Source organism: Roseovarius sp. A46 (assembly GCF_004126395.1).
GTDB classification, from domain to species: domain Bacteria; phylum Pseudomonadota; class Alphaproteobacteria; order Rhodobacterales; family Rhodobacteraceae; genus Roseovarius; species Roseovarius nitratireducens.
In genome coordinates this window covers 104,100-129,246 of the sequence record NZ_PVWS01000001.1, presented here as the reverse complement: position 1 = coordinate 129,246, position 25,147 = coordinate 104,100, and the positions used below count along the sequence as shown (strand labels likewise).

At 65.5% G+C, this 25,147-nt stretch carries 20 protein-coding genes and 1 pseudogene; 13 read left to right on the top strand and 8 right to left on the bottom strand.

All coding sequences use genetic code 11. From position 1 onward, the window contains the following. The first annotated feature begins 43 nt into the window (after window positions 1–43). The 7 genes from soxB to C6W92_RS00575 all read left to right on the top strand — a co-directional run bounded on the left by soxB (window position 44) and on the right by C6W92_RS00575 (window position 7,723). Window positions 44–1,744, top strand: a complete 1,701-nt coding sequence (soxB, locus tag C6W92_RS00605) for a thiosulfohydrolase SoxB (protein WP_129431293.1) — start codon at window positions 44–46, stop codon at window positions 1,742–1,744. A gap of 26 nt (window positions 1,745–1,770) precedes the next feature. Beyond that, window positions 1,771–3,054, top strand: coding sequence for a sulfite dehydrogenase (gene soxC / locus C6W92_RS00600; protein WP_129431147.1), 1,284 nt, complete (start codon window positions 1,771–1,773; stop codon window positions 3,052–3,054). After that, entirely contained in the window at window positions 3,038–4,087 is a 1,050-nt protein-coding gene (locus C6W92_RS00595) for a c-type cytochrome (RefSeq protein WP_129431146.1), read from the top strand. The genes soxC and C6W92_RS00595 overlap by 17 nt, the downstream gene beginning before the upstream one ends. Window positions 4,088–4,112: 25 nt before the next feature. Then, window positions 4,113–4,793 carry a c-type cytochrome gene (locus C6W92_RS00590; protein WP_241691032.1) on the top strand — a complete coding sequence of 227 codons (681 nt, stop codon included), beginning with the start codon at window positions 4,113–4,115 and terminating at the stop codon, window positions 4,791–4,793. 28 nt (window positions 4,794–4,821) lie between these two features. Beyond that, window positions 4,822–6,090 carry an NAD(P)/FAD-dependent oxidoreductase gene (locus tag C6W92_RS00585; RefSeq protein WP_129431144.1) on the top strand — a complete coding sequence of 423 codons (1,269 nt, stop codon included), beginning with the start codon at window positions 4,822–4,824 and terminating at the stop codon, window positions 6,088–6,090. Between the two features lie 39 nt (window positions 6,091–6,129). Further along, window positions 6,130–6,558: a DUF302 domain-containing protein gene (locus C6W92_RS00580; RefSeq protein ID WP_104020023.1), complete on the top strand. Its 429-nt coding sequence runs from the start codon at window positions 6,130–6,132 to the stop codon at window positions 6,556–6,558. Between the two features lie 100 nt (window positions 6,559–6,658). Further along, a complete protein-coding gene (locus tag C6W92_RS00575; protein WP_129431143.1) occupies window positions 6,659–7,723 on the top strand; it encodes a YeeE/YedE family protein in 1,065 nt (354 codons plus the stop codon). A gap of 98 nt (window positions 7,724–7,821) precedes the next feature. Here C6W92_RS00575 and C6W92_RS00570 read toward each other — a convergent pair whose 3' ends face one another. The 4 genes from C6W92_RS00570 to C6W92_RS00555 form a co-directional block, all read right to left on the bottom strand. Continuing rightward, entirely contained in the window at window positions 7,822–8,766 is a 945-nt protein-coding gene (locus C6W92_RS00570; RefSeq protein ID WP_129431142.1) for an MBL fold metallo-hydrolase, read from the bottom strand. Between the two features lie 4 nt (window positions 8,767–8,770). Continuing rightward, window positions 8,771–9,685, bottom strand: coding sequence for an MBL fold metallo-hydrolase (locus C6W92_RS00565; RefSeq protein WP_129431141.1), 915 nt, complete (start codon window positions 9,683–9,685; stop codon window positions 8,771–8,773). A gap of 295 nt (window positions 9,686–9,980) precedes the next feature. After that, window positions 9,981–12,269 carry an adenosylcobalamin-dependent ribonucleoside-diphosphate reductase gene (locus C6W92_RS00560; RefSeq protein ID WP_129431140.1) on the bottom strand — a complete coding sequence of 763 codons (2,289 nt, stop codon included), beginning with the start codon at window positions 12,267–12,269 and terminating at the stop codon, window positions 9,981–9,983. Window positions 12,270–12,351: 82 nt separating this feature from the next. After that, on the bottom strand, window positions 12,352–13,326 hold the full coding sequence (locus tag C6W92_RS00555; protein WP_129431139.1) for a GlxA family transcriptional regulator: 975 nt from the start codon (window positions 13,324–13,326) through the stop codon (window positions 12,352–12,354). A 70-nt stretch (window positions 13,327–13,396) separates the two neighbouring features. Between C6W92_RS00555 and C6W92_RS00550 the strand changes: the two genes are divergently transcribed. From C6W92_RS00550 to C6W92_RS00530, 5 genes and pseudogenes are all read left to right on the top strand, one after another. Further along, window positions 13,397–14,305, top strand: coding sequence for a 3-keto-5-aminohexanoate cleavage protein (locus tag C6W92_RS00550; protein WP_129431138.1), 909 nt, complete (start codon window positions 13,397–13,399; stop codon window positions 14,303–14,305). Further along, window positions 14,302–15,264: pseudogene (locus C6W92_RS00545) on the top strand (3-hydroxyacyl-CoA dehydrogenase NAD-binding domain-containing protein); the annotation flags it as partial. The gene C6W92_RS00550 and the pseudogene C6W92_RS00545, both read left to right, overlap by 4 nt. A 32-nt stretch (window positions 15,265–15,296) precedes the next feature. Then, window positions 15,297–16,460, top strand: coding sequence for an acyl-CoA dehydrogenase family protein (locus tag C6W92_RS00540; RefSeq protein ID WP_129431136.1), 1,164 nt, complete (start codon window positions 15,297–15,299; stop codon window positions 16,458–16,460). Window positions 16,461–16,470: 10 nt separating this feature from the next. Then, window positions 16,471–18,465, top strand: coding sequence for an acetate--CoA ligase family protein (locus C6W92_RS00535; protein WP_129431135.1), 1,995 nt, complete (start codon window positions 16,471–16,473; stop codon window positions 18,463–18,465). After that, window positions 18,462–19,259, top strand: a complete 798-nt coding sequence (locus C6W92_RS00530; RefSeq protein WP_129431134.1) for a carnitinyl-CoA dehydratase — start codon at window positions 18,462–18,464, stop codon at window positions 19,257–19,259. The genes C6W92_RS00535 and C6W92_RS00530 overlap by 4 nt, the downstream gene beginning before the upstream one ends. Window positions 19,260–19,262: 3 nt before the next feature. Here the strand turns inward: C6W92_RS00530 and C6W92_RS00525 are convergent, their stop codons facing one another. From C6W92_RS00525 to C6W92_RS00510, 4 genes are all read right to left on the bottom strand, one after another. Continuing rightward, on the bottom strand, window positions 19,263–20,042 hold the full coding sequence (locus C6W92_RS00525; protein ID WP_129431133.1) for an IclR family transcriptional regulator: 780 nt from the start codon (window positions 20,040–20,042) through the stop codon (window positions 19,263–19,265). A 13-nt stretch (window positions 20,043–20,055) separates the two neighbouring features. Continuing rightward, window positions 20,056–21,417, bottom strand: coding sequence for a TRAP transporter large permease (locus C6W92_RS00520; RefSeq protein WP_129431132.1), 1,362 nt, complete (start codon window positions 21,415–21,417; stop codon window positions 20,056–20,058). 1 nt (window position 21,418) lies between these two features. Beyond that, window positions 21,419–22,087: a TRAP transporter small permease subunit gene (locus C6W92_RS00515; RefSeq protein WP_129431131.1), complete on the bottom strand. Its 669-nt coding sequence runs from the start codon at window positions 22,085–22,087 to the stop codon at window positions 21,419–21,421. Between the two features lie 97 nt (window positions 22,088–22,184). Next, the gene (locus tag C6W92_RS00510) at window positions 22,185–23,420 is read right to left on the bottom strand and encodes a TRAP transporter substrate-binding protein (RefSeq protein WP_129431130.1); all 1,236 of its coding nucleotides are present in this window, start codon (window positions 23,418–23,420) and stop codon (window positions 22,185–22,187) included. A 116-nt stretch (window positions 23,421–23,536) separates the two neighbouring features. On the opposite strand from C6W92_RS00510, the gene C6W92_RS00505 reads away from it, so the two are divergent. Continuing rightward, window positions 23,537–25,147: a choline dehydrogenase gene (locus C6W92_RS00505; protein WP_129431129.1), complete on the top strand. Its 1,611-nt coding sequence runs from the start codon at window positions 23,537–23,539 to the stop codon at window positions 25,145–25,147.

Genomic DNA, 25,147 nt, shown 5'->3' with positions numbered 1-25,147 from the left:
AAAAAACCGCATGGGTTTCATGCGGAACGTGGAAAGGCCCGACATGATCTCGCGTCGCGATTTTCTTCAAACGAGCATGGCCGCGTCGGCCATCCTTGGGGCATCGTCCTTTGGTAACTGGGCCAAGCTGGCCGCGCAGCAGGCGCTGACGCAGGACCAACTTTTGCAGTTCGACACATTCGGCAATGTGAGCCTCATCCACATCACCGACATTCACGGACAGCTCAAGCCGATCTACTTCCGTGAGCCGTCGATCAATATCGGCGTGGGCGACAACAAGGGCGCCGTTCCGCACGTCACCGGAGCCGACTTCCGCAAGCTCTATGGCATCGACGATGGCAGCCCGTCGCATTACGCCCTGTCCTCGGGTGATTTCAGCGCCCTCGCGCAGGCCTATGGAAAGGTGGGTGGACTGGACCGCATGGCCACAGTCATCAACGCGATCCGCGCCGATCGCCCCGACGCGATCCTGCTCGACGGCGGTGATACCTGGCACGGCTCCTACACCTGCTACCACACCGAAGGGCAGGACATGGTCAACGTGATGAACGCGCTCAAGCCGGATGCGATGACCTTTCACTGGGAATTCACCCTGGGTTCCGCCCGGATGCAGGAACTGGTCGAGGGCCTGCCTTTCGCCGCGCTCGGGCAGAACATCTTCGACGCCGAATGGGACGAGCCTGCCTCGGATCTCTACCCTCCTTACAAGTTCTTCGAGCGGGGCGGCGCCAAGATCGCCGTGATCGGTCAGGCATTCCCCTACATGCCAATCGCCAACCCTGGCTGGATGTTCCCGGAATACTCCTTCGGTATCCGCGACGAGAACATGCAGGCCATGGTCGACGAGGTGCGCGGGCAAGGGGCCGATCTGGTGGTCGTGCTCAGCCATAACGGCTTTGACGTGGACAAGAAGATGGCGGGCATCGTCAGCGGTATCGACGTGATCCTGTCGGGTCACACCCATGACGCCCTGCCCGAGCCGGTGCTGGTGGGCGAGACGATCATCGTGGCCTCCGGCTCCAACGGCAAATTCGTCAGCCGCGTCGATCTCGACGTGCGCGATGGCCGCATGATGGGCTTCCGCCACAAGCTGATCCCGATCTTCTCGGACGTGATCGCACCGGACAAGGAGGTGGCCGCCCTCATCGATGAGCAGCGCGCGCCGTTCAAATCCGAGCTGGAAGAGGTGATCGGCCAGACCGAAAGCCTGCTCTACCGGCGCGGCAATTTCAACGGATCGTGGGACGATCTCATCTGCGAGGCGCTGATCGAGGAGCGCGAGGCGGATATCGCCATGTCGCCCGGCGTGCGCTGGGGTCCGAGCCTCATCCCCGGGCAGGACATCACCCGTGAGGATATCTTCAACGTCACCTCGATGACCTATGGCAAGGCGTATCGCTCGGAGATGACCGGCGAATTCATCAAGGTCATTCTCGAGGACGTGGCCGACAACATCTTCAACCCCGACCCCTATTACCAGCAGGGCGGCGACATGGTGCGGATCGGCGGTATGGGCTACCGGATCGACATCAACCAGACGCAGGGCAGCCGGATCAGCGACATGACACTGCTCAAGACCGGCGAGGCCATCGACCCTGAGAAGAATTACGTGGTCGCCGGTTGGGCCAGCGTCAACGAGGGCACCGAGGGGCCGCAGATCTGGGACGTGGTCGAGAGCCATATCCGCAAGCAGGGCACCGTGCGTGTCGCACCGAACGAGAGCGTCAAGGTTATTGGCGCGTAAAAGCATGTTGAAAGGAGGCATTGGCAATGTCTGAATTCTTCAAGGGCAAATCGACCTCGCGCCGCGCTTTCCTGCGCGGCAGCGTCGCTGCGGCGGCGGCGGGGGCGGTGACGGCGGGGGCGGCGAAGGCCGGTCCCGATCCCCTCATCACCGAGGTGCAGCCCTGGGCCACTGGGCTGGGTGACGGGGTGGATGCCACGCCCTATGGCCTGCCCATCGAGTACGAATCCGACGTGGTGCGCCGTAATGTCGAGTGGCTGACCGCCGACACGATCTCCTCGATCAACTTCACGCCGATTCACGCGCTCGACGGCACGATCACACCGCAGGGCTGCGCCTTCGAGCGGCACCATTCGGGTGCGATTGATCTGACGAAAGAGGATTATCGCCTGATGATCAACGGGCTGGTGGATACGCCGCTCGTGTTCACCTATGCCGATCTCGAACGCTTCCCGCGCGAGAACCACGTCTATTTCTGCGAATGTGCCGCCAATACCGGAATGGAATGGGCGGGTGCGCAATTGAACGGCGCGCAGTTCACCCACGGCATGATCCACAACATGGAATATACCGGCGTGCCGCTGCGCACTCTGCTGGAAGAGGCCGGGCTCGACGTGGCGGGCGATCTGCAGGACAAGTGGGTCTATGTCGAGGGCGCGGATGCGTCCTCCAACGGCCGCTCGATCCCGATGGGCAAGGCCCTTGGCGATTGCCTCGTGGCGTTCAAGGCCAATGGCGAGGCGCTGCGCAAGGAGCATGGATACCCCGTGCGCCTCGTCGTGCCCGGTTGGGAAGGCAACATGTGGGTTAAGTGGATCCGCCGGATCGAGGTGACCGACGGCCCGGTGGAAAGCCGCGAGGAAACCAGCAAGTACACCGATACGCTGGCTGATGGCACAAGCCGCAAATGGACCTGGGTGATGGACGCCAAATCGGTCATCACCAGCCCCAGCCCGCAAGCGCCGATCACCCACGGCACGGGCCCGCTTGTCATCACCGGCCTCGCATGGTCCGGTCACGGCGCCATCACCCGCGTGGATGTGTCGAAGGACGGCGGCAAGACGTGGGAAACCGCCCGCCTGGCCAAGGAAGGCGAGGCCAAGGCGCTGACCCGGTTCTACCTCGATACCGAGTGGAACGGCGAGGAGATGCTGCTGCAAAGCCGCGCGATGGACGAGACCGGCTATATCCAGCCCACCAAGGCGCAGCTACGCGAGGTGCGCGGGCTCAACTCGATCTATCACAACAACTGTATCCAGACATGGTGGGTGCGACCGAACGGGGAGGCGGAAAATGTCGAGGTTTCTTAAGTTTACCCTGGTCGCGGGCCTGACTATCAGCGCCACCGCCACCGCCGTCTGGTCGGGCGAATACGGCCTTGGCCGCCCCGCGCTGCCCGAGGAGGTCGCCGCCTGGGATGTGAATGTCATGCCCGACGGGCGCGGCCTGCCCGAAGGGTCCGGCGACGTGTGGACCGGCGAGCAGGTGTTCATCGAGAACTGCGCCGTCTGTCACGGGGATTTCGCAGAAGGCGTGGGCAACTGGCCCAAGCTCGCCGGCGGCGAAGGCACGCTGGCCAACGAGGACCCGCTCAAGACCGTGGGCTCCTACTGGCCCCATCTCTCGACGGTCTGGGATTACGTGAACCGCTCGATGCCCTTCGGCAATGCGCAATCGCTTAGCCCCGACGATGTCTACGCGATCACCGCCTATATCCTCTATTCCAACTTCCTGGTTGAGGACGATTTCGTGCTCAGCCACGAGAACTTCGCCGAATTCGAGATGCCCAACGCGGACGGCTTCATCGTCGATGACCGCGCCGAAACGGAATACGCGACCTGGCATGGCGAGCCTTGCATGGAAAACTGCAAGGACAGCGTCGAGATCACGATGCGCGCCGCCGTCCTCGACGTGACGCCGGAGGAAGCGGGCACCGAGGCGGAGGAGGCCGCCGCCCCCGCCGCCGAGGAACCGCCGGTCGAGGTGGCTGCCGCCGAGCCGGAGACCGCCGCCGCCCCCGATCCCGAACTGGTGGCCGCCGGTGAAAAGGTGTTTCGCCAATGCAAGGCCTGCCACATGGTGGGCGAAGGCGCCAAGAACCGTGTCGGCCCGCAGCTCAACGGGGTGACGAACCGCGCCGCAGGGGCGGTGGACGGGTTCAAGTATTCCTCCGCGCTTCAGGACATGGCCGCCGACGGTCTGGTCTGGAACGAGGAGAACCTCGCCGCCTTCCTCGCCGATCCGCGCGGCTTCATGAATGGGACGCGCATGGGCTTTGGCGGCCTGCGCTCGGACGAGGATATCGCGGCCATCACTGCCTATCTCTCGACTTTCGGAGAATAGATCGTTGCGCCCGCTGCTGCCCGCCTTGACACTCGCCGCACTGATCGTCGCGGGTGGCGCTCGGGCAGACCTGATCGGCGATGCCGAAAAGGGCGCGCGGCACTTCAACGCATGCACGGGCTGTCACCAGGTCGGCAAGGGGGCCGAGGACCGCATCGGCCCCCATCTCAACGGCCTTTTCGGGCGACGCGCAGCCGCACACGAGGGCTATCGCTATTCCGCCTCGATGGAGCGGGCGGGCATCGACGGGCTGACATGGACGCTGGAGACGCTCGACGCCTATATTGCCAATCCGCGCGCGCTCGTCTCCAAGACGCGGATGAGCTATCGCGGCATGAAGGACGACCAGGCGCGCGCTGATCTGCTAGCTTTTCTACGCCAGTTCTCGGACAACCCGGCAAACATCCCCGAGGCCGCGCCCACGGCTATCGGCACCGATCATTCGGTCGCCCCCGAGATCCTCGCGATCCAGGGCGACCCGGAATACGGCGAATATCTCAGCAGCGAATGCGTGAGTTGCCACCGCGCCGATGGCAGCGCCGAGGGCATCCCCTCGATCACCCGCTGGCCAGAGCAGGATTTCGTTGTGGCGATGCACGCCTACAAGGAAAAGCTGCGTCCCCATCCGGTGATGCAGATGATGGCCGGGCGCCTGTCGAACGAGGAGATCGCGGCGCTGGCGGCCTATTTCAAGGACCTCGAATAATCGGGGGCCATTCAAGGGAGGAAACATTGTGACTTTGAACCGACGCAAATTCATTGCCGTTGGAACGGCTGCGGCTGCCACCCTCTCGGCGCCTGCGTTGCTGGCTGACGGGCACGGCAAGCCACGCGTCGTCGTGATCGGCGGCGGCTCGGGCGGGGCCACGGCCGCGCGCTATATCGCCAAGGACAGCAAGGGCGCCATCGACGTCACGCTGGTCGAGCCCACGCGCAGCTATTTCACCTGCTATTTCTCCAACCTCTATATCGGCGGCTTCACCGACCTCGAAGATATCAGCCACACCTATGGCACCCTGGCCGCGAAATACGGGATCAACGTGGTGCATGACTGGGCGGTGGACGTGGATCGCGATTCCAAGACCGTCAGCCTCGCCGGCGGCGCGGTTCTGCCCTATGACAAGCTGATCCTCAGCCCCGGCATCGACTTTGTCGAGGATGCCGTGCCGGGCTGGTCCGTGGCCGAGCAGAACAAGATGCCCCATGCCTACAAGGCCGGATCCCAGAGCGAGCTTCTAAAGGCACAGATCATGGCCATGCCCGAGGGCGGGCGCTTTGCCATGGTGGCCCCGCCCAATCCCTATCGCTGCCCGCCGGGCCCCTACGAGCGTATCTCGATGGTGGCGCATGTGCTGAGCCAGGTGAACCCCACCGCCAAGATTCTCGTGGCCGACCCCAAACCCAAGTTCTCCAAACAGGCGCTGTTCGAGGAGGGATGGCAGCGGCACTACAGCGGCATGATCGAGCGGATCGGCCCCGATTTCGGCGGCGAGAACGTGAGCGTGGACACCGAGGCAATGACCATCGACATCGACGGCATGGTCGAGACGGTCGATGTCTGCAACGTGATCCCGGCGCAGAAAGCGGGCCGCATCGCCGATATGGCGGGCGTCACCGATGGCCGTTGGGCTCCGGTCAACGCCGCCGATCTCTCGTCCACGGTCGACCCGGACGTGCACGTGCTTGGCGACGCCGCCGCTCAGGGCGACATGCCCAAGTCCGGCTTTGCCGCCAATTCACAGGCCAAGGTCTGTGCAATGGCGGTGCGCGGGGCGCTGACGGGGTCCAAGGTGTTCCCGGCCAAGTTCACCAATACCTGCTGGTCGCTCATCGCCGAGGATGACGGCGTCAAGGTGGGGGCAACCTACGAGGCCACCGAGGAAAAGATCGCCAAGGTCGACGGTTTCATCTCGCAGACCGGCGAAGACGCCGCAACGCGCAAGGCCACCTACGAGGAATCGGTAGGTTGGTACTCGGGGATCACCACGGACATGTTCAGTTGACCGGCGCGCGAACGCCCGTCTTATAAAGGAGTAAAGGAAATGAAACAGACAATTCTGGCCGGGGTTTTCGGCCTCATGGCGCTGCCCGCAATGGCGCAAGAGGCGGTGACCTATCCATTCAATGGCACATTCGGCGATGCGACATTCGCGGTCGAAAGCGCCATCCTCGATCGAGGGCTGGTGATCGACCTCACCAGCCATGTCGGCGACATGCTCAACCGCACCGGCACGGATGTGGGCAGCGACGTCAAGATCTTCGAAGCGGCGGACATCTTCCTGTTCTGCTCGGCCACCCTCTCTCGCGAGGTGATGGAGGCCGACCCGATGAACATCGCTCATTGCCCCTATGGCGTCTTTGTCGCGGAACGTGAGGGAGAGGTGATGGTGGGCTATCGAACCTACCCCGAGGGCGAGATGCAAAAGGTGCAGGCATTTCTCGACGAGATCGTGCAAGACGCGCTGGAATAAGGCCTCCGACCGGGCCGCGCAGGCGGCCCGGTTGACCTGACTCAAGGCAGGCAGGCCGCGTGCAGGCCAAACCCGTGCAAGACCATGTGAAAGGCCCGCGATGCTGGAAACACTGATCGACACCTACGGGGATGGGGCCGTGCTGGCGATGGCCGGCGCGCTTGTCGGCGTGATCTTCGGGGTCGCGGCACAGCATTCGCGCTTCTGCCTGCGGGCAGCGACAATCGAGGTGGCCGAGCGCCACCTCGGCCCGCGCCTATCCATCTGGCTCATCGCGTTCTCCGCCGGGGTACTCTCCGTTCAAGGGGCCATCGCGGCCGGGGTTCTCGATGTGAGCCAGTCGCGTCAGCTTGCCGCAACCGGTAGCATGTCCGGGGCAGTCATCGGCGGATTGATGTTCGGCGCGGGCATGATCCTCGCGCGCGGCTGCGCAAGCCGCCTGCTGGTGCTCTCCGCCACGGGCAACCTGCGCGCATTGATCACCGGGCTGGTCCTGACAATCGTGGCACAATCGGCGCTGCGCGGGGCCCTCTCGCCCGCACGCGAGGGGCTGGCGCGGCTCTGGCTGGTTCCGGGCGGAGAGGCGCGCGACCTGCTGGCGCATCTGGGCCTGACGCACGCCACGGCGGCGACGCTGGCCGCTCTGGCGCTGATGGCCAGTGTCATGCTGGCGCTGATGCGCCATGTACGGGTGAGCCATGTTCTGGCCGGGATGGGCGTCGGATTGGCCATCGGACTAGGCTGGCTCGCGACCTACGCGGTCTCGCAGACTTCTTTCGAGGTGATCCCGATCTCCTCGGTCACCTTCACCGGTCCCTCCACCGACACGCTGATGGGGCTGGTCAACAGCACCTCGCTTCCCCTTGGTTTTGGCGTGGGGTTGGTGCCGGGTGTGTTCGTCGGTGCCGCCTCGATGGCGCTTGTCACCCGCGAGTGGAAGATCGAACGCTTCGGACCCGACACACCGATGGAGCGCTATCTTCTGGGCGCGGTGCTCATGGGGTTCGGCTCGATGCTGGCGGGGGGCTGCGCCGTGGGCGCGGGAATGTCCGGCGGTGCGATCTTTGCGCTGACAGCCTGGGTCGCGGTCACCGCGATGTGGCTGGGCGCGATGGCCACGCATCTGCTGATGCTGCGCCCCACCCGGCGGGCAGCGCCGGGTTAAACGGCACACCGGGGTATTGCTGCCAAGACGAAACCCGGTCCGGTTCACGCGATTGCCCGGCTTTTTCCTGGTTCAAATACTCTGCCCGAGCACCGCTCTCATTCCCATTCCATCTGCTCGTAGACGCGACCCGCGTTCTTGGTGGCCAATTCCTCGAACGTGTCGAGATGCGCGTAGGGGGACTGGTCCACGTAATAGGCGTCCGCGAGGTCACCGCCCGCATCGAGATGCTCGGCGATGCGCGCGCGCAGATACTCGAGATAGCCCTTCGTGTAGCGGCGCACCTGGTCCATGTTCGTGGGGTGGCCATGTCCGGGGATTACGTAGGTGGCGTTTAGCGCCTCGAACTCGGCATCCCAGGTATCCAGCCAGTCGCGCGTGATCGTCTCGGGAAAGATCGGCAGCATGCGCTCATGAAACGCCATGTCGCCGGAGATGACGAGGCTCTGTTCGGGCAGCCAGATCACGATATCGCCGGGGCTGTGGGCTGGGCCCAGGTGACGCGCCTCGATCCGATACGCGCCCATCTCCAGCAGGTAGTCGTCGGCAAAGGTTTCGGTGGGCATCACCACCTCGGTCCCCTCGGCGCGTTCCTTGGTGACGCGGCGCGCGGCCTCCAGCGACGAGCCGCCGTGGCGCTCGATCTCGTGCAGCGCATCCTCGTGGGCGATCACCGGTACGCCCTGTTCCACCCAGTAGGAATTGCCCAGCATCGCGTGACCCTGCCCGTTCTCGTTGAAGACATGGGTCACGGGTTGATCGGTGATCACCTTGATTTCGTCGTGCAGGGCCTTGGCCAGCCCGTAGGAGGCACCGCCATTGATGACCACGACGCCGTCGCCGGTGACGATGAAACTCAGGTTGTTGTTGTGGCCCGCGTTCTCGTAAGTGGGCGGCGCGGTGGCGCCTATGGCGGACCAGACACCGGGGATGAACTCCACCGGTTTGGAATAGAGCAGCGAGCCGGGATACTGGTCGGCGATATCCTCGCTGGCAAGCGCGGGGGCGGCGGCGAAAAGGGCGGCTATGAAGAGACTGCGCATCTGATCACACCTCCGTCACGAAGCGATAGGCGCCATCCGCGCGCTCCACCCGGCCAAGCCCGCCGCCGGGCAGGTGAAAGCCCACCATCGCCATGCCGTCGGTGGCCAACTGATCGAGCAGACGCACCCGCGTGGCGATGCCTTGTTCGGCATCCTGATCCGCGCCGCTGGCCCAGTCGGGATGCGCCAGCGCAAGGTGGCCGTTGCCGATGGCGTCCCCCACCACCATCACCGCCTTGCTGTCCTGTCGGACCTCGAAGCTGATATGGCCGGGCGTGTGGCCGGGCGTATCGTGGGCGAGGATTCCGGGCAGCACCTCCTGTCCGCCAGTGAAGGTCTCAAGCCGGTCCGCGATCGCCTCGAGCCGCCGTGCCGCGCCAACGGCAAAGCTGGCGCGCGCTGTACCGATGGTGTCGACGGTGGCGGGATCGGTCCAGTAGTCCAGCTCCGCCTGCCCGATCATGTGGGTGGCATTGACGAAGACCGGATCATCAAAATCGTCGAGCACGCCCCAGAGGTGATCGGGATGGGCATGGGTGAGCAGCACGTGGGTGATCTCGTCTGCGGAGACCCCGGCGGCGTCGAGCGCATCGGCAAGACGGCCCGCGCTGGGCATGAAGGCATGGCCCGAGCCCGCGTCGAACAGCACCGTGTTGGTGCCGTCGCGGTAGAGGGTAACGTTGCAGGGCGGGGTGAGCGTGTCGCCGGTGATACCGTGCTGCGCAAGCGCCTCGATGGCCTGCGCCCGCGGCAGATCGCCAATGAGGAAATCGAGCGGCAGCACGAGATTGCCATCGCTGAGCGTGGTCAGGCGCGCGGTGCCGAGTTCCATGTCAGTGGCGGCGAAAGCCCGCAGCCCTACGCCTCCGGAGAGCGCAGCCAGCCCCCCGACCATGAGCTCGCGTCTGGTAATCCGCATCTCTCCCCCCGTTCGTTAAATGCAAATATACGAATATGATTTCACGATGGAGGACAAATTGCAAGGAAGATGCGACGGACACACCGCCCGGCAGAGTCATGTCCGTCGGGGAGCGGGCCGTGACCGGGAAAGCCCGCATTCGTGCGAATAACGGCATAAGCGGCAAGCGAGGTTAGCAGATGCGTTACTGCAGACCTCCGAGCATGAAGGGTTCGCAGCACGAATCCACGAAGTCAGTCGAGGCGTATCAGACCCATACGCTTGCCTGTCATCGCACCATGAACCTGCTCCATGCCTATTGGCACTTGCTGTGCCCGCAGCTTGCGCAGGTCATGCAGCCCTCGATCATGCGCATCTCGTAGCTGCCGCAGGCCGGGCAGACGGGGCCCCTCGGGACATTTTCCAGCCCCACGACCTGCGCCGTCGGATCGGACTTGAGGCCCAGCCCCTCACCCTCGAGAAATCCGATCTGCACCATGTGCCGCTCCAGAATGCCGCCGATCGCCGCGAGGATCGAGGGCACGTACTTGCCCTGCATCCACGCCCCGCCGCGCGGATCGAACACGGCCTTGAGTTCCTCCACCACGAAGGACACGTCGCCACCGCGCCGGAATACCGCCGAGATCATCCGCGTCAACGCCACGGTCCAGGCGTAATGCTCCATGTTCTTGGAATTGATGAACACTTCAAAGGGGCGCCGGTGCCCGTTCAGCACGATATCGTTCACCGTCACATAGATCGCATGGTTGCTGTCGGGCCATTTGAGCTTGTAGGTCGCCCCCTCCAGCTCCGCGGGCCGGTCGAGCGGCTCGGACATGTAAACGACTTCACCGCCCTCGGCGGGAAAGTCGCCCCGGGCCTGATCCGAGCCCTCCCCGGGCACCTTGTCCTCGGCCTCGCTCACGCTCAGCACGGACCCCGTCACCTCGTTGGGCCGGTAGGTTGTGCAACCCTTGCAGCCGGACTCCCAGGCCTGCATGTAGACATCCTTGAACGCCGCGAAGGAGATATCGGCGGGGCAGTTGATGGTTTTCGAGATGCTCGAATCCACCCATTTCTGCGCCGCCGCCTGCATCTTCACGTGATCCTCGGGTGCCAGCACCTGCGCGTTCACGAAATGCTCGGGCAGCGGGGCATCACCCATCTTCTCCCGCCACATCTGCACGGCGTAATCGACGACCTCTTCCTCGGTGCGGCTTCCATCCTTTTGCAGCACCTTGCGGGTATAACTGTAGGCGAATACCGGCTCGATGCCGCTGCTGACATTGCCTGCGTAGAGGCTGATCGTGCCCGTCGGCGCGACCGAGGTCAGAAGCGCGTTGCGGATGCCATGTTTCGCGATCGCATCGCGCACGCTCTCGTCCATGTCCCGCATGGTGCCGGACGCGAGGTACTTGTCGGCATCAAACAGCGGAAACGCCCCCTTCTCCCGGGCGAGGTCTACCGAGGCGAGATAGGCGGCGACGGCGATCTTGTGCATCCAGATTTCGGTCTGCCGCGCCGCCTTGTCAGAGCCATAGCGCTGCCCCAGCATCAAAAGCGCATCCGCCAGCCCCGTGACCCCAAGCCCGATGCGGCGCTTGGCACGCGCCTCCTCGGCCTGCGCCTCAAGCGGGAATTGCGACACGTCCACCACGTTGTCCATCATCCGCACCGCCACGCGCACCAGATCCTTGAGCGCGGCCGCGTCAAGCCGCGCACGCGGCCCGAACGGGTCAATCACCAGCCGTGCGAGGTTGATCGAGCCCAGCAGGCAGGCGCCGTAGGGCGGAAGTGGCTGTTCGCCGCAGGGATTGGTCGCAGAGATATTCTCTACATAGCTCAGGTTATTCGCCTGGTTGATCCGGTCGATAAAGATCACCCCGGGCTCGGCATAGTCGTAGGTGGCCTGCATGATCCGGTTCCACAGGTCGCGCGCAGGCAGCGTGTGATAGACCTTGCCGCCGAATTGTAAATCCCACGGCCCGTCGGCCTTGACCGCGTCCATGAAGGCATCGGTCACCAGAACGCTCAGGTTGAACATGCGCAACCGCGCCGCGTCGGATTTGGCAGCGATGAATTCCTCGATATCGGGATGGTCGCAGCGCATCGTCGCCATCATCGCGCCCCGGCGGCTCCCCGCAGACATGATCGTGCGGCACATCGCGTCCCACACATCCATGAACGACAGCGGCCCGCTCGCATCCGCCGACACGCCCTTGACCACCGCGCCCCTGGGCCGGATCGTCGAGAAATCATAGCCGATCCCGCCGCCCTGCTGCATGGTCAGCGCCGCCTCGCGCAGGTTATCGAAGATACCGCCCATGTCGTCGGGGATGGTGCCCATGACGAAGCAATTGAAGAGCGTCACCTTGCGCCCGGTGCCCGCCCCGGCGGTGATCCGGCCCGCGGGCAGGAACTTGAAGTCCTCAAGCGCGGCATAGAACCGCTCCTCCCAGACATCCGGTTCGGCCTCGACCGCGGCCAGCGCCCGCGCAACACGCCGCCACGTGTCCTCGACGCTTGCATCGCCGCCCTCGTCGGCAACATAGCGGTACTTCATGGACCAGATCTGTTCGGCGATCGGGGCGGAAAAGCGGGTCATGAGGCGTGTCCCTTGCGCTGGAGCGGAGATTGACAATAGCCCGCGCGTCGCGCGATTTCCAGCCGTGCCGGTCGCTCCCGTCTCAACCCCTGGACCTGCGTGCCTCGCGCGGGGCGTGGCCGAACCGGCGGCGATAGGCGCGCGAAAAGCTCGACCTGTCCGAGAACCCTGTGCGCAGGGCGATCTCCAGAAGCGGGTGATCGGTGTCGCTCATCATCCGTCGCGCCGCCTGTAGCCGCAAATCCAGGTAGCAGGCCGCAGGTGCCATCCCGAGCCCGTCTCGGAATATCTGTTCCAGCCGCCGCGTCCCGACCCCGAGCGCCGCGGCAATCCGGGGGACAGGCAAGGGCGCATCGACCGCCTGCCCCATTATCGTCAGCGCCTCTGACAGCCGCCGGTCGCGCGCGCCGGGGACCAGACCGGGGCGTTGCGGGCGCGTGGCATCGGAATACTGATTATAGAGAAACGAATCAGCCACCTGCCCCGCCACGCCGAGGCCGCAGCGCGCGCCGATGAGGTGCAACATCATGTCCGCCGCGGGCACCGCCCCGCCCGCCGTCAGCCGGTTGCCCGAGCGCACGTAGCGGTCCGCCACCACCTCGACTGCCGGAAAGGCGGCAGCGAAATCCTCCAGGTCCTCCCAGTGCACGGTGGCGCGGTGCCCGTCGAGCAGCCCGGCCCGCGCCATGATCCACGGCCCCGCATCGATCCCGCCGATCACGCCGAACCGCCCGGCCATCCGGCGCAGCGCGGCAATCAGGCTCCGGGTTGCCACCTCGGCCTGATCGTAGCCGGAGATCACCATCAGAAGATCGGCCCCCGCAACGTCGGCAAAGGCCCCCGATGCGGGCAGTTCGATCCCGCAGGTCAGCGGCGCCGCCACCCCGTCGGGGGTCACCACCCGCCAGCGGAACGCCTCGCGCCGCATCTGCCGGTTGGCGTTGCGCATCGGATCGAGCACCGAGGCCACCTCGAGGATCGAGGCGCGCGGCAGGACCAGCACCGCGATGTCGAGGGTGGCGCGCGAGGGCGCAAAGATCGTTTCGAAATTTGCCATCTTCCTTTCGTAAATCGTCAATCATCTCACCGCAACTCTGCTAGGCTTTGCGACAGCCAAGGAGGAATCCATGCCACTCAACATGAATCGCGAGGTGTTCATCACCTGTGCCGTGACCGGATCGGGCGGCACGCAAGACCGCAGCCCCAACGTTCCCCGCTCGCCCGAGGCCATCGCCGAGAGCGCCATCGCCGCGGCAAAGGCCGGCGCGGCGGTGGTGCACTGCCATGTCCGCGACCCCGAGACCGGCGCGCCCTCGCGCGATCCCGCGCTTTTCCGCGAGGTGACAGAGCGCATCCGCGACAGCGCCACCGACGTGGTGCTCAACCTCACCGCCGGGATGGGCGGCGACCTGATGTTCGACGGCACCGAGGCGATGGCCCGGATGTCGGCCGCGTCGGACATGGCTGGCGCGGCGGAACGGGTGGCCCATGTCGTCGACTGTCGCCCCGAGATATGCACGCTCGATTGCGGCACGATGAATTTCGCCGAGGCCGATTACGTCATGGTCAACACGCCGGGAATGCTGCGCGACATGGCCGCACGGATGGTGGCCGCCGGCACGCGGATCGAGATCGAGGCGTTCGATACCGGCCACCTGTGGTTCGCGAAACAGCTCGTGGACGATGGGATCATCCCCGAGCCGGTGCTGGTGCAGCTTTGCATGGGGGTGCCGTGGGGCGCGCCCGACGATCTCAACACCTTCCTCGCGATGGTGAACAACGTGCCCGCAGGCTGGCACTGGTCGGCATTCGGCCTCGGGCGCAACGAGATGCCCTATGTTGCGGCGGCGGTGCTGGCCGGGGGCAACGTGCGCGTGGGGCTAGAGGACAACCTGATGCTCGACCGCGGTGTGCTCGCCACCAACGCCCAGCTTGTCGAGCGCGCGGTAGGCATCGTCGAGGCGATGGGCGCACGCGTGGTCGGCCCCGACGCGGTGCGCGAGCGGCTGTATCTGGAAAAGAGGGCACCACTGTGACCGGCGCACCCCGCAAGGCGGCCATCATCGGCGGCGGCGTCATCGGTGGCGGCTGGGCCGCGCGCTTCCTGCTCGCGGGCTGGGACGTGGCGGTGTTCGACCCCGACCCGCAGACCCCGCGTAAGATCGGCGAAGTGCTCGACAATGCCCGCGCCGCACTCCCCGCGCTTTTCGACCTGCCGATGCCGGGTGAGGGCCACCTCACCTTCGCCGACAGCATTGCCGAGGCGGTGGCGGGCGCGGCCTATGTGCAGGAATCGGTGTCCGAGCGGATCGCGCTCAAGCACCGGGTCTATGCCGAGATACAAAAGACCGCGCCGGATGCGCCGCTCGGCTCCTCGACCTCGGGCTATCGCCCCTCGGTGTTGCAGGAAGAGGCGGCCAACCCGGCCTCGATCTTCGTTGCGCACCCGTTCAACCCGGTCTACCTGCTGCCCTTGGTCGAACTCGTGCCCTCTCCCGCCACCGCGCCGCAGGTCATCGAGACGGCCAAGGGGATATTGCAGGAAATCGGCATGTTCCCCCTCCATGTCCGCAAGGAGATCGACGCCCATATCGCCGACCGCCTGCTAGAGGCCGTCTGGCGCGAGGCGCTGTGGCTGGTGCGCGATGGCGTGGCCACAACCGAGGAAATCGACGACGCGATCCGCATGGGCTTTGGCCTGCGCTGGGCACAGATGGGCCTCTTCGAGACCTACCGCATCGCCGGGGGCGAGGCCGGGATGCGCCATTTCCTCGGTCAGTTCGGCCCCTGCCTGCAAGAGCCGTGGACGCGGCTTATGGACGTGCCCGAGTATGACGACGCCCTTGTTGACCTGATCGCCGGACAATCGGATGCGCAATCGGGCCACCATTCCATCCGCGAGTTGGAGCGTATCCGCGACCGCAACCTCGTGGGCTTTTTGCGGGTGCTGAAGGAAAACGGCTGGGGCGCGGGACGGGTGATCGCCGATCACGACGCGCGCCGCGCAGGCGCAGGGGAGTGACCGCAATGGACTTTGCCCTCACCGACGAACAGCGCATGATCGTCGAAACCACCCGCGCCTTTGTCGAGGCCGAACTGTTCCCGCACGAGGCCCAAATCGAGCGCACCGGCCACCTGCCGATGGACCTCGTGGCCGAGGTTCAGAAAAAGGCGATGGCCGCCGGGCTCTACGCCGCCAACATGCCCGAGGACGTGGGCGGCGCCGGGCTCGATACGCTGACATGGCTGCTCTACGAGCGAGAGCTTGGCCGCGCCAATTACGCGCTGCACTGGACCTGCGTGGCACGCCCCTCCAACATCCTGCTCGCGGGCACGCCAGAACAGCGCGAGCGCTATCTCATGCCCTGCATCCGCGGTGAGACGTGGGATTGCCTCGCCATGACCGAGCCCGACGCCGGATCGGACCTGCGCGGAATGCGCGCCACCGCCCGCCGCGTGGGCGGCGACTGGGTGCTCGACGGCACCAAGCATTTCATCAGCCACGCCGACATCGCGGGTTTCACCATCGCCTTCATGGCCACCGGCGAGGAGGACACGCCAAGGGGCAAGCGCAAGCGCATCACCGCGTTCTTCGTGGACAAGGGCACGCCCGGTTTCACGATCCGCCCCGGCTATCGCTCCGTCTCGCATCGCGGCTATACCAACGCGATCCTCGAATTCGACGGCTGCCGGGTGCCCGACGCCAACGTTCTGGGCGAGGTGCACAAGGGCTTCGACGTGGCCAACGAATGGCTGGGGGCCACCCGTCTCCAGGTCGCGGCCACAAGCCTCGGGCGGGCCGAGCGCGCGCTGGCCCTGTCCCTCGGCTGGGCCGCCGAGCGCCGCCAGTTCGGACAGCGGATCGGCAAGTTCCAAGGCGTGTCCTTCAAGCTCGCCGACATGGCGACGGAACTGAAGGCCGCCGAATTGCTCACCCTCTGGGCGGGTTGGAAGACGGACCAGGGCACGGTCACCGATTCCGACATGGCGATGGCCAAGCTCAAGGCGACCGAGGTGCTGGCGATGATCGCTGACGAGGCGATCCAGATTCACGGTGGAATGGGCCTGATGGACGAATTACCGCTTGAGCGAATCTGGCGCGACGCGCGGATCGAGCGCATCTGGGAAGGCACCTCCGAGATCCAGCGCCACATCATCAGCCGCGCGCTACTCCGCCCGCTGGGCGGCTGAGGGAGGGGAGATGGGCGATCTGACGCGCCTCCTGCGACCCCGGAGCATCGCCGTGATGGGCGCCGGCTGGGCGGCGAACGTGATCGCGCAATGCGACCGGATGGGGTTTTCGGGCGAAGTCTGGCCGGTGCACCCGACACGGGCCGAAATCGGCGGGCGACCCTGCTACCCGAGCCTCGCCGCCCTGCCCGCCGCGCCCGACGCCACCTTTCTCGGCATCAACCGCCACGCCACGGTCGAGACGGTGGCCACACTCGCAGGTCTGGACGCGGGCGGGGCGGTCTGTTTCGCCTCTGGCTGGCGCGAGGCGGGCGAGGACGGTCTGCAAGCCGCGCTCGTCGAGGCTGCCGGGCCGATGGCCGTGCTCGGCCCCAATTGCTACGGCTTCATCAACTACCTCGACGGCGCGCTCCTGTGGCCCGATCAGCATGGCGGGCGGCGGGTCGAGACGGGCGTGGCGATCCTCAGCCAATCCTCCAACATCGCGATCAACCTCACCATGCAGGCGCGCGGCCTGCCCATCGCCTATGTCGCCTGCCTCGGCAATGCCGCACAGGTGGGGCTGAGCGACCTCGCCCTCGCCATGCTCGACGACCCGCGCGTGACCGCGCTCGGCCTTTATATCGAGGGGGTGGGCGACGCCCCGGGTTTTGCCGCGATGGCCGAACGGGCACGCGCGGCAGGCAAGCCCATCATCGCTCTGAAATCCGGCAAGACCCCATCCGCGCAAGACGCTGCCGCGAGCCACACCGCCGCGCTCGCCGGCGAAGGCGCCGCTTCGGGCGCATTCCTGCGCCAATGCGGCGTGGCCGAGGTGGCAAGCCTCGACGCGCTGCTGGAAACGCTCAAGATCGTGCATGTTCACGGGGGGCTTTCCGGCACCCGGTTCTGCTCGGTGTCGAGCTCGGGCGGCGAGGCAGGGCTCGTGGCCGATCTCGCGCCGCGCCACGGCCTGCATTTCGAACCGCCCGCACCTGCGACGGCGACACGCCTTTCCGAGTCGCTCGGGCCGCTGGTGCGCGTGGCGAATCCGCTCGACTACCACACCTTCATCTGGGGCGACGTGGCCCGCACCACCGACGTCTTTGCCACCATGCTCGGCGACTACGACGCCGGGCTTTTCATCATCGACCCGCCGCGCCCCGACCGCTGCGACCCGGCGAGCTTTCAGCCCGCGCTCGACGCCATCGAGGCGGCGCAGGCGGCGACCGGCCTGCCCGCCTTCCCCGTGGCCTCGCTGCCCGAGAATTTCGACGAGCCGCGCGCCATCGCCATGCTGGGGCGCGGGGTGGTGCCGCTGATGGGGCTCGATACCGCGCTCGCGGCGCTTTCGGCGGCGTGCCTTCCATCCGTGCGCCCGGGCTGGCGGCCTTGGCCGGTGCGCTCGGGGGCGGAGCCGCGCCTGCTCGACGAGGCGGCGGCCAAGGCGCGACTCTCGGCGGCAGGAGTGGCGGCGCCACGCGGCATCACCGCGCCTTCACTCGCGGCACTCGATCCAGGCGGTGCAAGGCTCGCGCCGCCCTTCGCGCTCAAGGGCCTGGGCCTTGCCCACAAGACCGAGGTCGGGGCCGTACGGCTCGGCGTGACCGATCCGGCGCGCGAGGTCGATATGCCGGGCGTCACCGGCTACCTGCTCGAAGAGATGGTGACCGGCGGCGTGGCCGAGATGCTGGTGGGCCTGCGCCGCGACCCGGTCTATGGCGCGACGCTGACGCTGGGCTTGGGCGGCGTGGCGGCCGAGCTTCTGGCCGACACCGTGACGCTCGTCTGCCCGGTCACCGCCGGGGACATCGCCGCCGCGCTGCGTGGCCTGCGGCTCTGGCCACTGCTCGACGGCTGGCGCGGGGGGCCGCGCGCCGATACCGTCGCGGCGGGGGCCGTGGCACTGGCGCTTCAGGACATGATGGAGAGCGACCCAAACATCGCCGAAATCGAAGTCAACCCGCTGATCCTGTGCAGCAAAGGCGCGGTGGCGGCGGACGCATTCATCCGGGAGGAGACATGATGGACATGCTGACCGAAGGGCCGATCCGGACGCGGATCGAAGGGGCGGTGCTCGAGGTGACGCTCGACCGACCGAACGCCAACGCCATCGACCTGGCGACAAGCCGCATCATGGGCGAAGTGTTCCGCGCCTTCCGGGACGATGACGCCCTGCGCGTGGCGATCCTGCGCGCGGCGGGCGAGAAATTCTTCTGCCCCGGCTGGGATCTCAAGGCCGCCGCCGGGGGCGACGCGGTAGACGGCGATTACGGTGTCGGCGGGTTCGGCGGATTGCAGGAATTGCCGCACCTTAACAAGCCGGTGATCTGCGCGGTGAACGGCATCTGCTGCGGCGGCGGGCTGGAACTGGCGCTGTCCTGCGATTTGATCCTCGCCGCCGACACCGCGCGCTTTGCCCTGCCCGAAATCCGCTCTGGCACGGTAGCCGATGCCGCCTCGATCAAGCTGCCCAAGCGCATCCCCTACCACGTCGCGATGGACCTGCTGCTGACCGGGCGCTGGTTCGACGCCGAGGAAGCCCTGCACTGGGGCCTGCTGCGCGAGGTCTGCGCGCCCCACGACCTGCTGGAGCGGACATGGGAACTGGCGCGGCACCTCGAAAGCGGCCCGCCGCTCGTCTACGCCGCCATCAAGGAGATCGTGCGCGAGGCCGAGGCGATGCGCTTTCAGGATGCGCTAAACCGGGTAACGCGGCGCCAATTCGCCACCGTGGACAGGCTCTATGGAAGCGAGGACCTGCTCGAGGGTCAGAATGCCTTTGCCGAGAAGCGCGACCCGGTCTGGAAGGGGCGGTAAGGCTCAGCCCCCTTCGCCCTCCGACACGAGGCTCGACAAATCCGCCGCTGCCTCGCGCATCGACGGCAGATACTCCAGCGCCCGCGCGATATCAAAGCGTTGCGTGGGCGCGTGAAAGGCCAGAGTCGCCATCAGCCGGTCGTTGACGTCGAGGATCGGCACGGCGAGCGCGATCATGTCGCGCATGAATTCCTCGCGGTCGAGCGAATAGCCCTGCGCCCGGACTTGGCTGATCTCAGCCATCAGCGCATCTGGATCGGTCAAGGTGTTGGGCGTGCGCGCCTCCAGATCGGTCGCCGAGAGGTATTTCATCAGGTGCGGTCGCGCCAGCGACGACAGGTACATCTTGCCGCTCGCCGTGCAGTAGAATGGCACCCGCGTCCCGATGGGCAACTGGATGCGCAACGGCCATTGCGTTTCGACCCGTTCGAGATAGATCATTGCGTCGCGGTCCGGCAGGGCGATGTTGCAGGTCTCGCCAATCTCGCTGCTCACCCGCTTCAGGATCGCCTGCCGCGCCGTGCGGATGCGCAGCGATGACAGGATACCGCCTGCCAGCTTGCGCAGACGCGGGCCCGGCGAATAGGTCCGCCCGTCCATGTCGCGTTGCAGGAATCCCTCCTCCTCCAGCGTGGCAAACAGGCGGTGGATGGTGGGCTTGGGCAGGCCGATGGCGGCGTTGACCTCGGTGGGTGTGACCGGCACGCCCGCCCGGGCGATCTCTTCGATCACCAGGAGCAGGCGCAGGTTGGTCGGGATCGTTCCCGTGCTGTCCCCGTCCATGCAAACCCCACCGTTATCGGTTCGGCAAGAGCGCCGTCGAAAGCGGCGGCACCAGTGCGACGATGAACCAGACCGCCAGCAGTGCCACAAGATACGGCACCGTGTAACGCAAAAGCCGGAAATAGGGAACGCCAGTCACACCAGATGCGACATAGAGGTTGAGCCCGTAGGGCGGCGTGATGAAACCGATAGAGGCCCCCACGAGGAAGATCACCGCGAATTGCACCGGCTCCACGCCCACCTCATGCGCGATGGGCGCAAGGATCGGGGCGAGGATGATCGTCACCGGCAGGCTTTCCAGCACCATGCCGCAGACGAAAACGATTGCCATAGAGGTGAACAACACCGCGTAATAACCGCCCATCGACGTCACGAAACCGCCAATCACCTCCTGCGCGCCCAGCACTGACATGATCTGCTGCATCACCACCGACACGGCGATGAGCGGCGCGAGAATGCCGGTGATCTGCGCTGACCGCATGGTGATCGACGGCAGTTCCAGCGGGCTGAACCCCTCGACCACGAGCATCTCCGAGACGCGCTTCTCGTTTACGTCACGCCCCTTGGCACCACCCATGATCCGGTAGAGCGGCAGGCTGACAAAGCCCACGATCACGCAGAATCCCACTGTTACCCCCGCCGCCTCGGTGGGCGAGAACTTGCCAGTGTAGATACCCCAGAGCACCAGCCCGATGGCAAAGAACCCGAGCCACGCACCGATGGCTGTCTTGATCACCCGCATCGGGCTCAGCGGAATGAGAAACCCCCACTTGTTGCTCCAGCAGATCAGGAACGCGGCAAACATCATCGCGCCCACCATCAACGCGCCGGGCAGGATGCCGGCGACAAACAGCTCCGAGATGGGCAAGTTTAGCAGGAAGCCATAGACGATAAAGATGATCGAGGGCGGGATGATGATCCCCACCGTGCCGCCCGCCGCCGCTGTCGCCGCCGAGAACCGCTCGTCATAGCCGCCCTTGACCATCTCGGGATGCAGCATCGAACCGATCGTCGCCGTCGTGGCCGAGTTGGAGCCCGAAATCGCGGCAAAGAGTCCGCAGGCCCCCAAGCTCGCCATCGACAGCCCGCCGCGTATCCAGCCCAGGCAGGCATAGGCAAAATCACTGAGCCTGCGCGCGATCCCCGAGCGGTTGATCAGGTCTCCCGTCAGGATGAACAGCGGCATCGCCAGCAGGGCAAAACCGTCGGTGAACACATCCGCCAGCGCCCCGCCGATATTCTGCAACGGCATGCCAAGGACGAAGGACACGCCGATTACCCAGTAGCCGATCACCAGAAAGACCGGCACGCCCAGCATGAACAGTAGCGTCACCCCGATGGAGATGAGCGTGACAAGCGTCGATGGGTCGGTCATGTCAGTCGCCTCCGATCACGGCCTGGGTGATGAGCGTGTCACCCTGGCGGAAATTGGCGATGTCACTGAGCAGGTTCTCGATCACCCGCGCCACCAGCGTGGTGAACGCCAGCGGCACCGATAGCAGGAACCACCACTGCATCACGTTGTCCGTGCCCAGCATGATCTGGAAATTCGCGGCGGAATTGGCGGCCACCTTGGTCGAGGTGACAACCACGACCCAGGAAAACCCGATCCACAACAGCGCATCCAGCACCAGGCACGCCATCTGTCCGGCGCGCGGCATGGCCATGCGGAACTCGGCGAATGCCAGATGCGTGCGCAGCTTGACGTTAAAGCTGCACCCGAACCACGTCATGATGAGAAACAGGAAGGGCGGCAGCGTGGTGGACCACGGCGCCTGCTGTGATAGCACGAAGCGGCGGAACACTTCGACAAAGATGATCCCGCCGATGGCAAGGTAGGAGACAACCATCAGCGACTGTTCGAGGTTACGCTCGGTCCACGGCACAACGCGGTAAAGGACGAGAAACGCCAGCGCCAGCGCCAGCATCGCCATCAACCCCAGCGGCCAGACCGCCGGGGCGCGCATCGCTTCGCTCAACATCCATGAATCGCCCGAGGCGAGGGCACTCAGGATTTCTCCCATGCCCTGAAACCAGCCGGTCATGCCCACTCCTCCCCTTGGGTTGCCGTATGTCGTGGCCGCACGTATCGGCGGCTTGGGGTGCCGGGCCGCGCGTGCGGCCCGGCACGATGCTAGGCGATCACGCCGCGCGCCACCAGCGGCGCGGCTCGACATTCTCGGGCAGCGTATCCCTGGGGATCTCGCGCGCCACGTCATAAATCTCCTGGTAGGTGTCGATGCCACCCGCCCAGCCGTTGAGCCGCTCGCGCCACTGCGCCCACGGCTCGGGGTTGAACTCGGGCGAGCACATCTCCTCGGCCATCTTGATCTGATCGTCGGCGAGGAAGGCGGGCCGCACGCCGTGCTCGGCAAAGATCGTGCCGGGAAGCTGCGGGTCCGAGAAACCGACGGTCTTGACCAGCGCCGCCTCGTTCGCCGCCTGCACATGCACCTGCGCAAGGTAGGCCGATTCCATGATCGCCTCTTGCAGATGCGGCTCCATCGCGTCGAAGACGCGCGCCGACATCGACGTATGCTCGGTCCCGCAGAAGAACTTGAGATCGACCGACTGGCTCACCACCGGTGACATGTTGGCATAGGCCACCGCCGATGCCCATGTCTCGGCCCCGTCGATGAGGCCCTGCTTGAGCCCGTCAAGCGTCTCTTCCCAGGCCACCGGCACCGGGTTGAGGTTGAGAAGCTGCATGGCGATGCGGCCAAGCTGCGTACCGGTGACGCGGTTCTTGGTGCCGAACAGTTCTTCGAGCTTGGTCACCGTGGGCTTCTCGGCAAAGTTGTTGCCAAGCTGGATACCGCGCAACTCGCAATGCGAGAACAGGAATTTCAGCCCGTGCCGCTTTTCCAGCGGCTCGCGCAGGATGCGCTGCGATTCGGGACTGTAGAGGAAATGATACTGCGAGGCCCGGCTCGGAAACATGTAGGCATAATCGAGCACGTTGAGATACGGCGCGCCACCGGCCGAGTTCTGCGTAGAGGCGGCATACATGTCGATCACGCCGGTCTGCGTCTTCTCCACGCAGTTGAGCTGTCCGCAGATCTGGTTGTCACCGATGAACTCCACCCGGATCTCGCCCTCGGTCCGCTCCTCAAGGTCGCGGGCGAATTCCAGAACGCCGGCGCGCTCGATCAGCAGGTTGCGCGCGTTGAAGCCTGCGGCGCCCAGCTTCAGCGTGTGCTTTGGCTCCTTCGCGAAACGCTTGTCATAGGTGCTCTCTGCGGCCCGCGCGAGCGAGGGCAGGCTGACCGCCCCGGTCAGCGCGCCCGCGCCCATCACCACGGATGACAGGCCAAACTGGCCGGTCAGGCGAAACAGATCTCGGCGGGAAATCCCGCTGAGCGCTTTCGATACTTTCATGACGTCCTCCCTGATTTTGCAATAATGATACTTGCAGTCTCAATATTGATAGACATATGCTCGTTCTGGCAAGGAAAATCTTTTCCGCACATAATTTGTGCAAAGGTCGGTCGAAAATGTCGGAATTATCAGCGGATTACGTGATCGTCGGGGCAGGGTCTGCCGGGTGCGTGCTAGCGAATCGGCTTTCCGCCGACCCGAAGATCAAGGTCATCCTGATGGAGGCGGGCGGGCGCGACTGGAACCCGTGGATCCACATTCCGGTTGGCTATTTCAAGACCATGCACAACCCCTCGGTCGACTGGTGCTACCGGACCGAGCCCGACCCGGGGCTGAACGGGCGCGCCCTCGACTGGCCGCGCGGCAAGGTGCTTGGCGGCTCCTCCTCGCTCAACGGGTTGCTCTACGTGCGCGGCCAGCCGCAGGATTACGACCGCTGGGCGCAGATGGGAAATCCCGGATGGGGTTGGGACGACGTGCTGCCGCTGTTCAAGCGCTCAGAGCGGCAGGAACGCGGCGCCGACGATTATCACGGCGACCAGGGGTCGCTCTCGGTGTCCAACATGCGCCTGCAACGGCCCATCTGCGACGCATGGGTGGCCGCCGCCCAGGAGGCGGGCTATCCCTTCAATCCCGATTACAACGGCGCTCGCCAAGAGGGCGTGGGATACTTCCAGCTCACCGCGCGCAAAGGGCGGCGCTGCTCCGCCGCTGTGGCGTTCCTAAACCCTGTGCGCAAACGCGAGAACCTGACCATCCTGACCCGCGCGCAGGCCAGCCGCATCACCTTCGACGGCACCCGCGCCACCGGCGTGGTCTACCGCGACCGCGCAGGGGTGGAGCATGTGGTCAGGGCAGGACGGGAGGTGATCCTGTCGTCAGGTGCCATCGGCTCACCGCACCTGATGATGCTCTCGGGTCTGGGCGAGGCGGCGCACCTGCAAGAACACGGCATCGAGGTGCTGCGCAATATGCCCGGCGTCGGCCGCAACATGCAGGATCACCTGCAGGCGCGGCTGGTGTTCAAGTGCAACGAACCCACCCTCAACGACGAGGTGCGCAGCCTATGGAACCAGGCGCGGATCGCATTGAAATACGCGATGTTCCGCGCCGGGCCGATGGCCATGGCCGCCAGCCTTGCCACCGGCTTCATGCGCACCGGCGACCATGTGGAAACACCCGATATCCAGTTCCACGTGCAGCCCTGGTCCGCCGACAGCCCCGGCGAGGGGCCGCATCCCTTCTCCGCCTTCACCATGTCGGTCTGCCAGCTGCGGCCAGAGAGCCGGGGCGAGATCCGCCTCGCCTCTGCCGACCCGGCCACCTACCCGAAAATCCACCCCAACTACCTCTCGACCGAAACCGACTGCCGGACCATCGTCGAGGGCGTCAAGATCGCCCGCCGTATCGCCCGCCACGCGCCGCTCAACTCCAAGATATCCGAGGAGTTCCGCCCCGACGCCGCGCTCGATCTGGACGATTACGAGGGCACGCTCGATTGGGCGCGCAACTATTCCACCACGATTTACCACCCCACCGGCACCTGCAAGATGGGGTCGGGTGGCGACGCGGTGGTCGATGCCCGGCTGCGTGTGCACGGCATCACCGGGCTGCGCGTCGCCGATTGCTCGATCATGCCCGAGATCGTCTCGGGCAACACCAACGCCCCCGCCATCATGATCGGCGAAAAGGCCTCCGACATGATCCTTGAGGACCGCACCGGCTGA

Coding starts and splice junctions, on each gene's coding strand:
- C6W92_RS00570 (WP_129431142.1), bottom strand. CDS start 8,766: ATGCGCAGTCTCTTCATAGCCGCCCTTTTCGCCGCCGCCCCCGCGCTT.
- C6W92_RS00550 (WP_129431138.1), top strand. CDS start 13,397: ATGCCACTCAACATGAATCGCGAGGTGTTCATCACCTGTGCCGTGACC.
- C6W92_RS00555 (WP_129431139.1), bottom strand. CDS start 13,326: ATGGCAAATTTCGAAACGATCTTTGCGCCCTCGCGCGCCACCCTCGAC.
- C6W92_RS00530 (WP_129431134.1), top strand. CDS start 18,462: ATGATGGACATGCTGACCGAAGGGCCGATCCGGACGCGGATCGAAGGG.
- soxB (WP_129431293.1), top strand. CDS start 44: ATGATCTCGCGTCGCGATTTTCTTCAAACGAGCATGGCCGCGTCGGCC.
- soxC (WP_129431147.1), top strand. CDS start 1,771: ATGTCTGAATTCTTCAAGGGCAAATCGACCTCGCGCCGCGCTTTCCTG.
- C6W92_RS00575 (WP_129431143.1), top strand. CDS start 6,659: ATGCTGGAAACACTGATCGACACCTACGGGGATGGGGCCGTGCTGGCG.
- C6W92_RS00515 (WP_129431131.1), bottom strand. CDS start 22,087: ATGACCGGCTGGTTTCAGGGCATGGGAGAAATCCTGAGTGCCCTCGCC.
- C6W92_RS00540 (WP_129431136.1), top strand. CDS start 15,297: ATGGACTTTGCCCTCACCGACGAACAGCGCATGATCGTCGAAACCACC.
- C6W92_RS00510 (WP_129431130.1), bottom strand. CDS start 23,420: ATGAAAGTATCGAAAGCGCTCAGCGGGATTTCCCGCCGAGATCTGTTT.
- C6W92_RS00595 (WP_129431146.1), top strand. CDS start 3,038: ATGTCGAGGTTTCTTAAGTTTACCCTGGTCGCGGGCCTGACTATCAGC.
- C6W92_RS00565 (WP_129431141.1), bottom strand. CDS start 9,685: ATGCGGATTACCAGACGCGAGCTCATGGTCGGGGGGCTGGCTGCGCTC.
- C6W92_RS00560 (WP_129431140.1), bottom strand. CDS start 12,269: ATGACCCGCTTTTCCGCCCCGATCGCCGAACAGATCTGGTCCATGAAG.
- C6W92_RS00580 (WP_104020023.1), top strand. CDS start 6,130: ATGAAACAGACAATTCTGGCCGGGGTTTTCGGCCTCATGGCGCTGCCC.
- C6W92_RS00525 (WP_129431133.1), bottom strand. CDS start 20,042: ATGGACGGGGACAGCACGGGAACGATCCCGACCAACCTGCGCCTGCTC.
- C6W92_RS00505 (WP_129431129.1), top strand. CDS start 23,537: ATGTCGGAATTATCAGCGGATTACGTGATCGTCGGGGCAGGGTCTGCC.
- C6W92_RS00535 (WP_129431135.1), top strand. CDS start 16,471: ATGGGCGATCTGACGCGCCTCCTGCGACCCCGGAGCATCGCCGTGATG.
- C6W92_RS00520 (WP_129431132.1), bottom strand. CDS start 21,417: ATGACCGACCCATCGACGCTTGTCACGCTCATCTCCATCGGGGTGACG.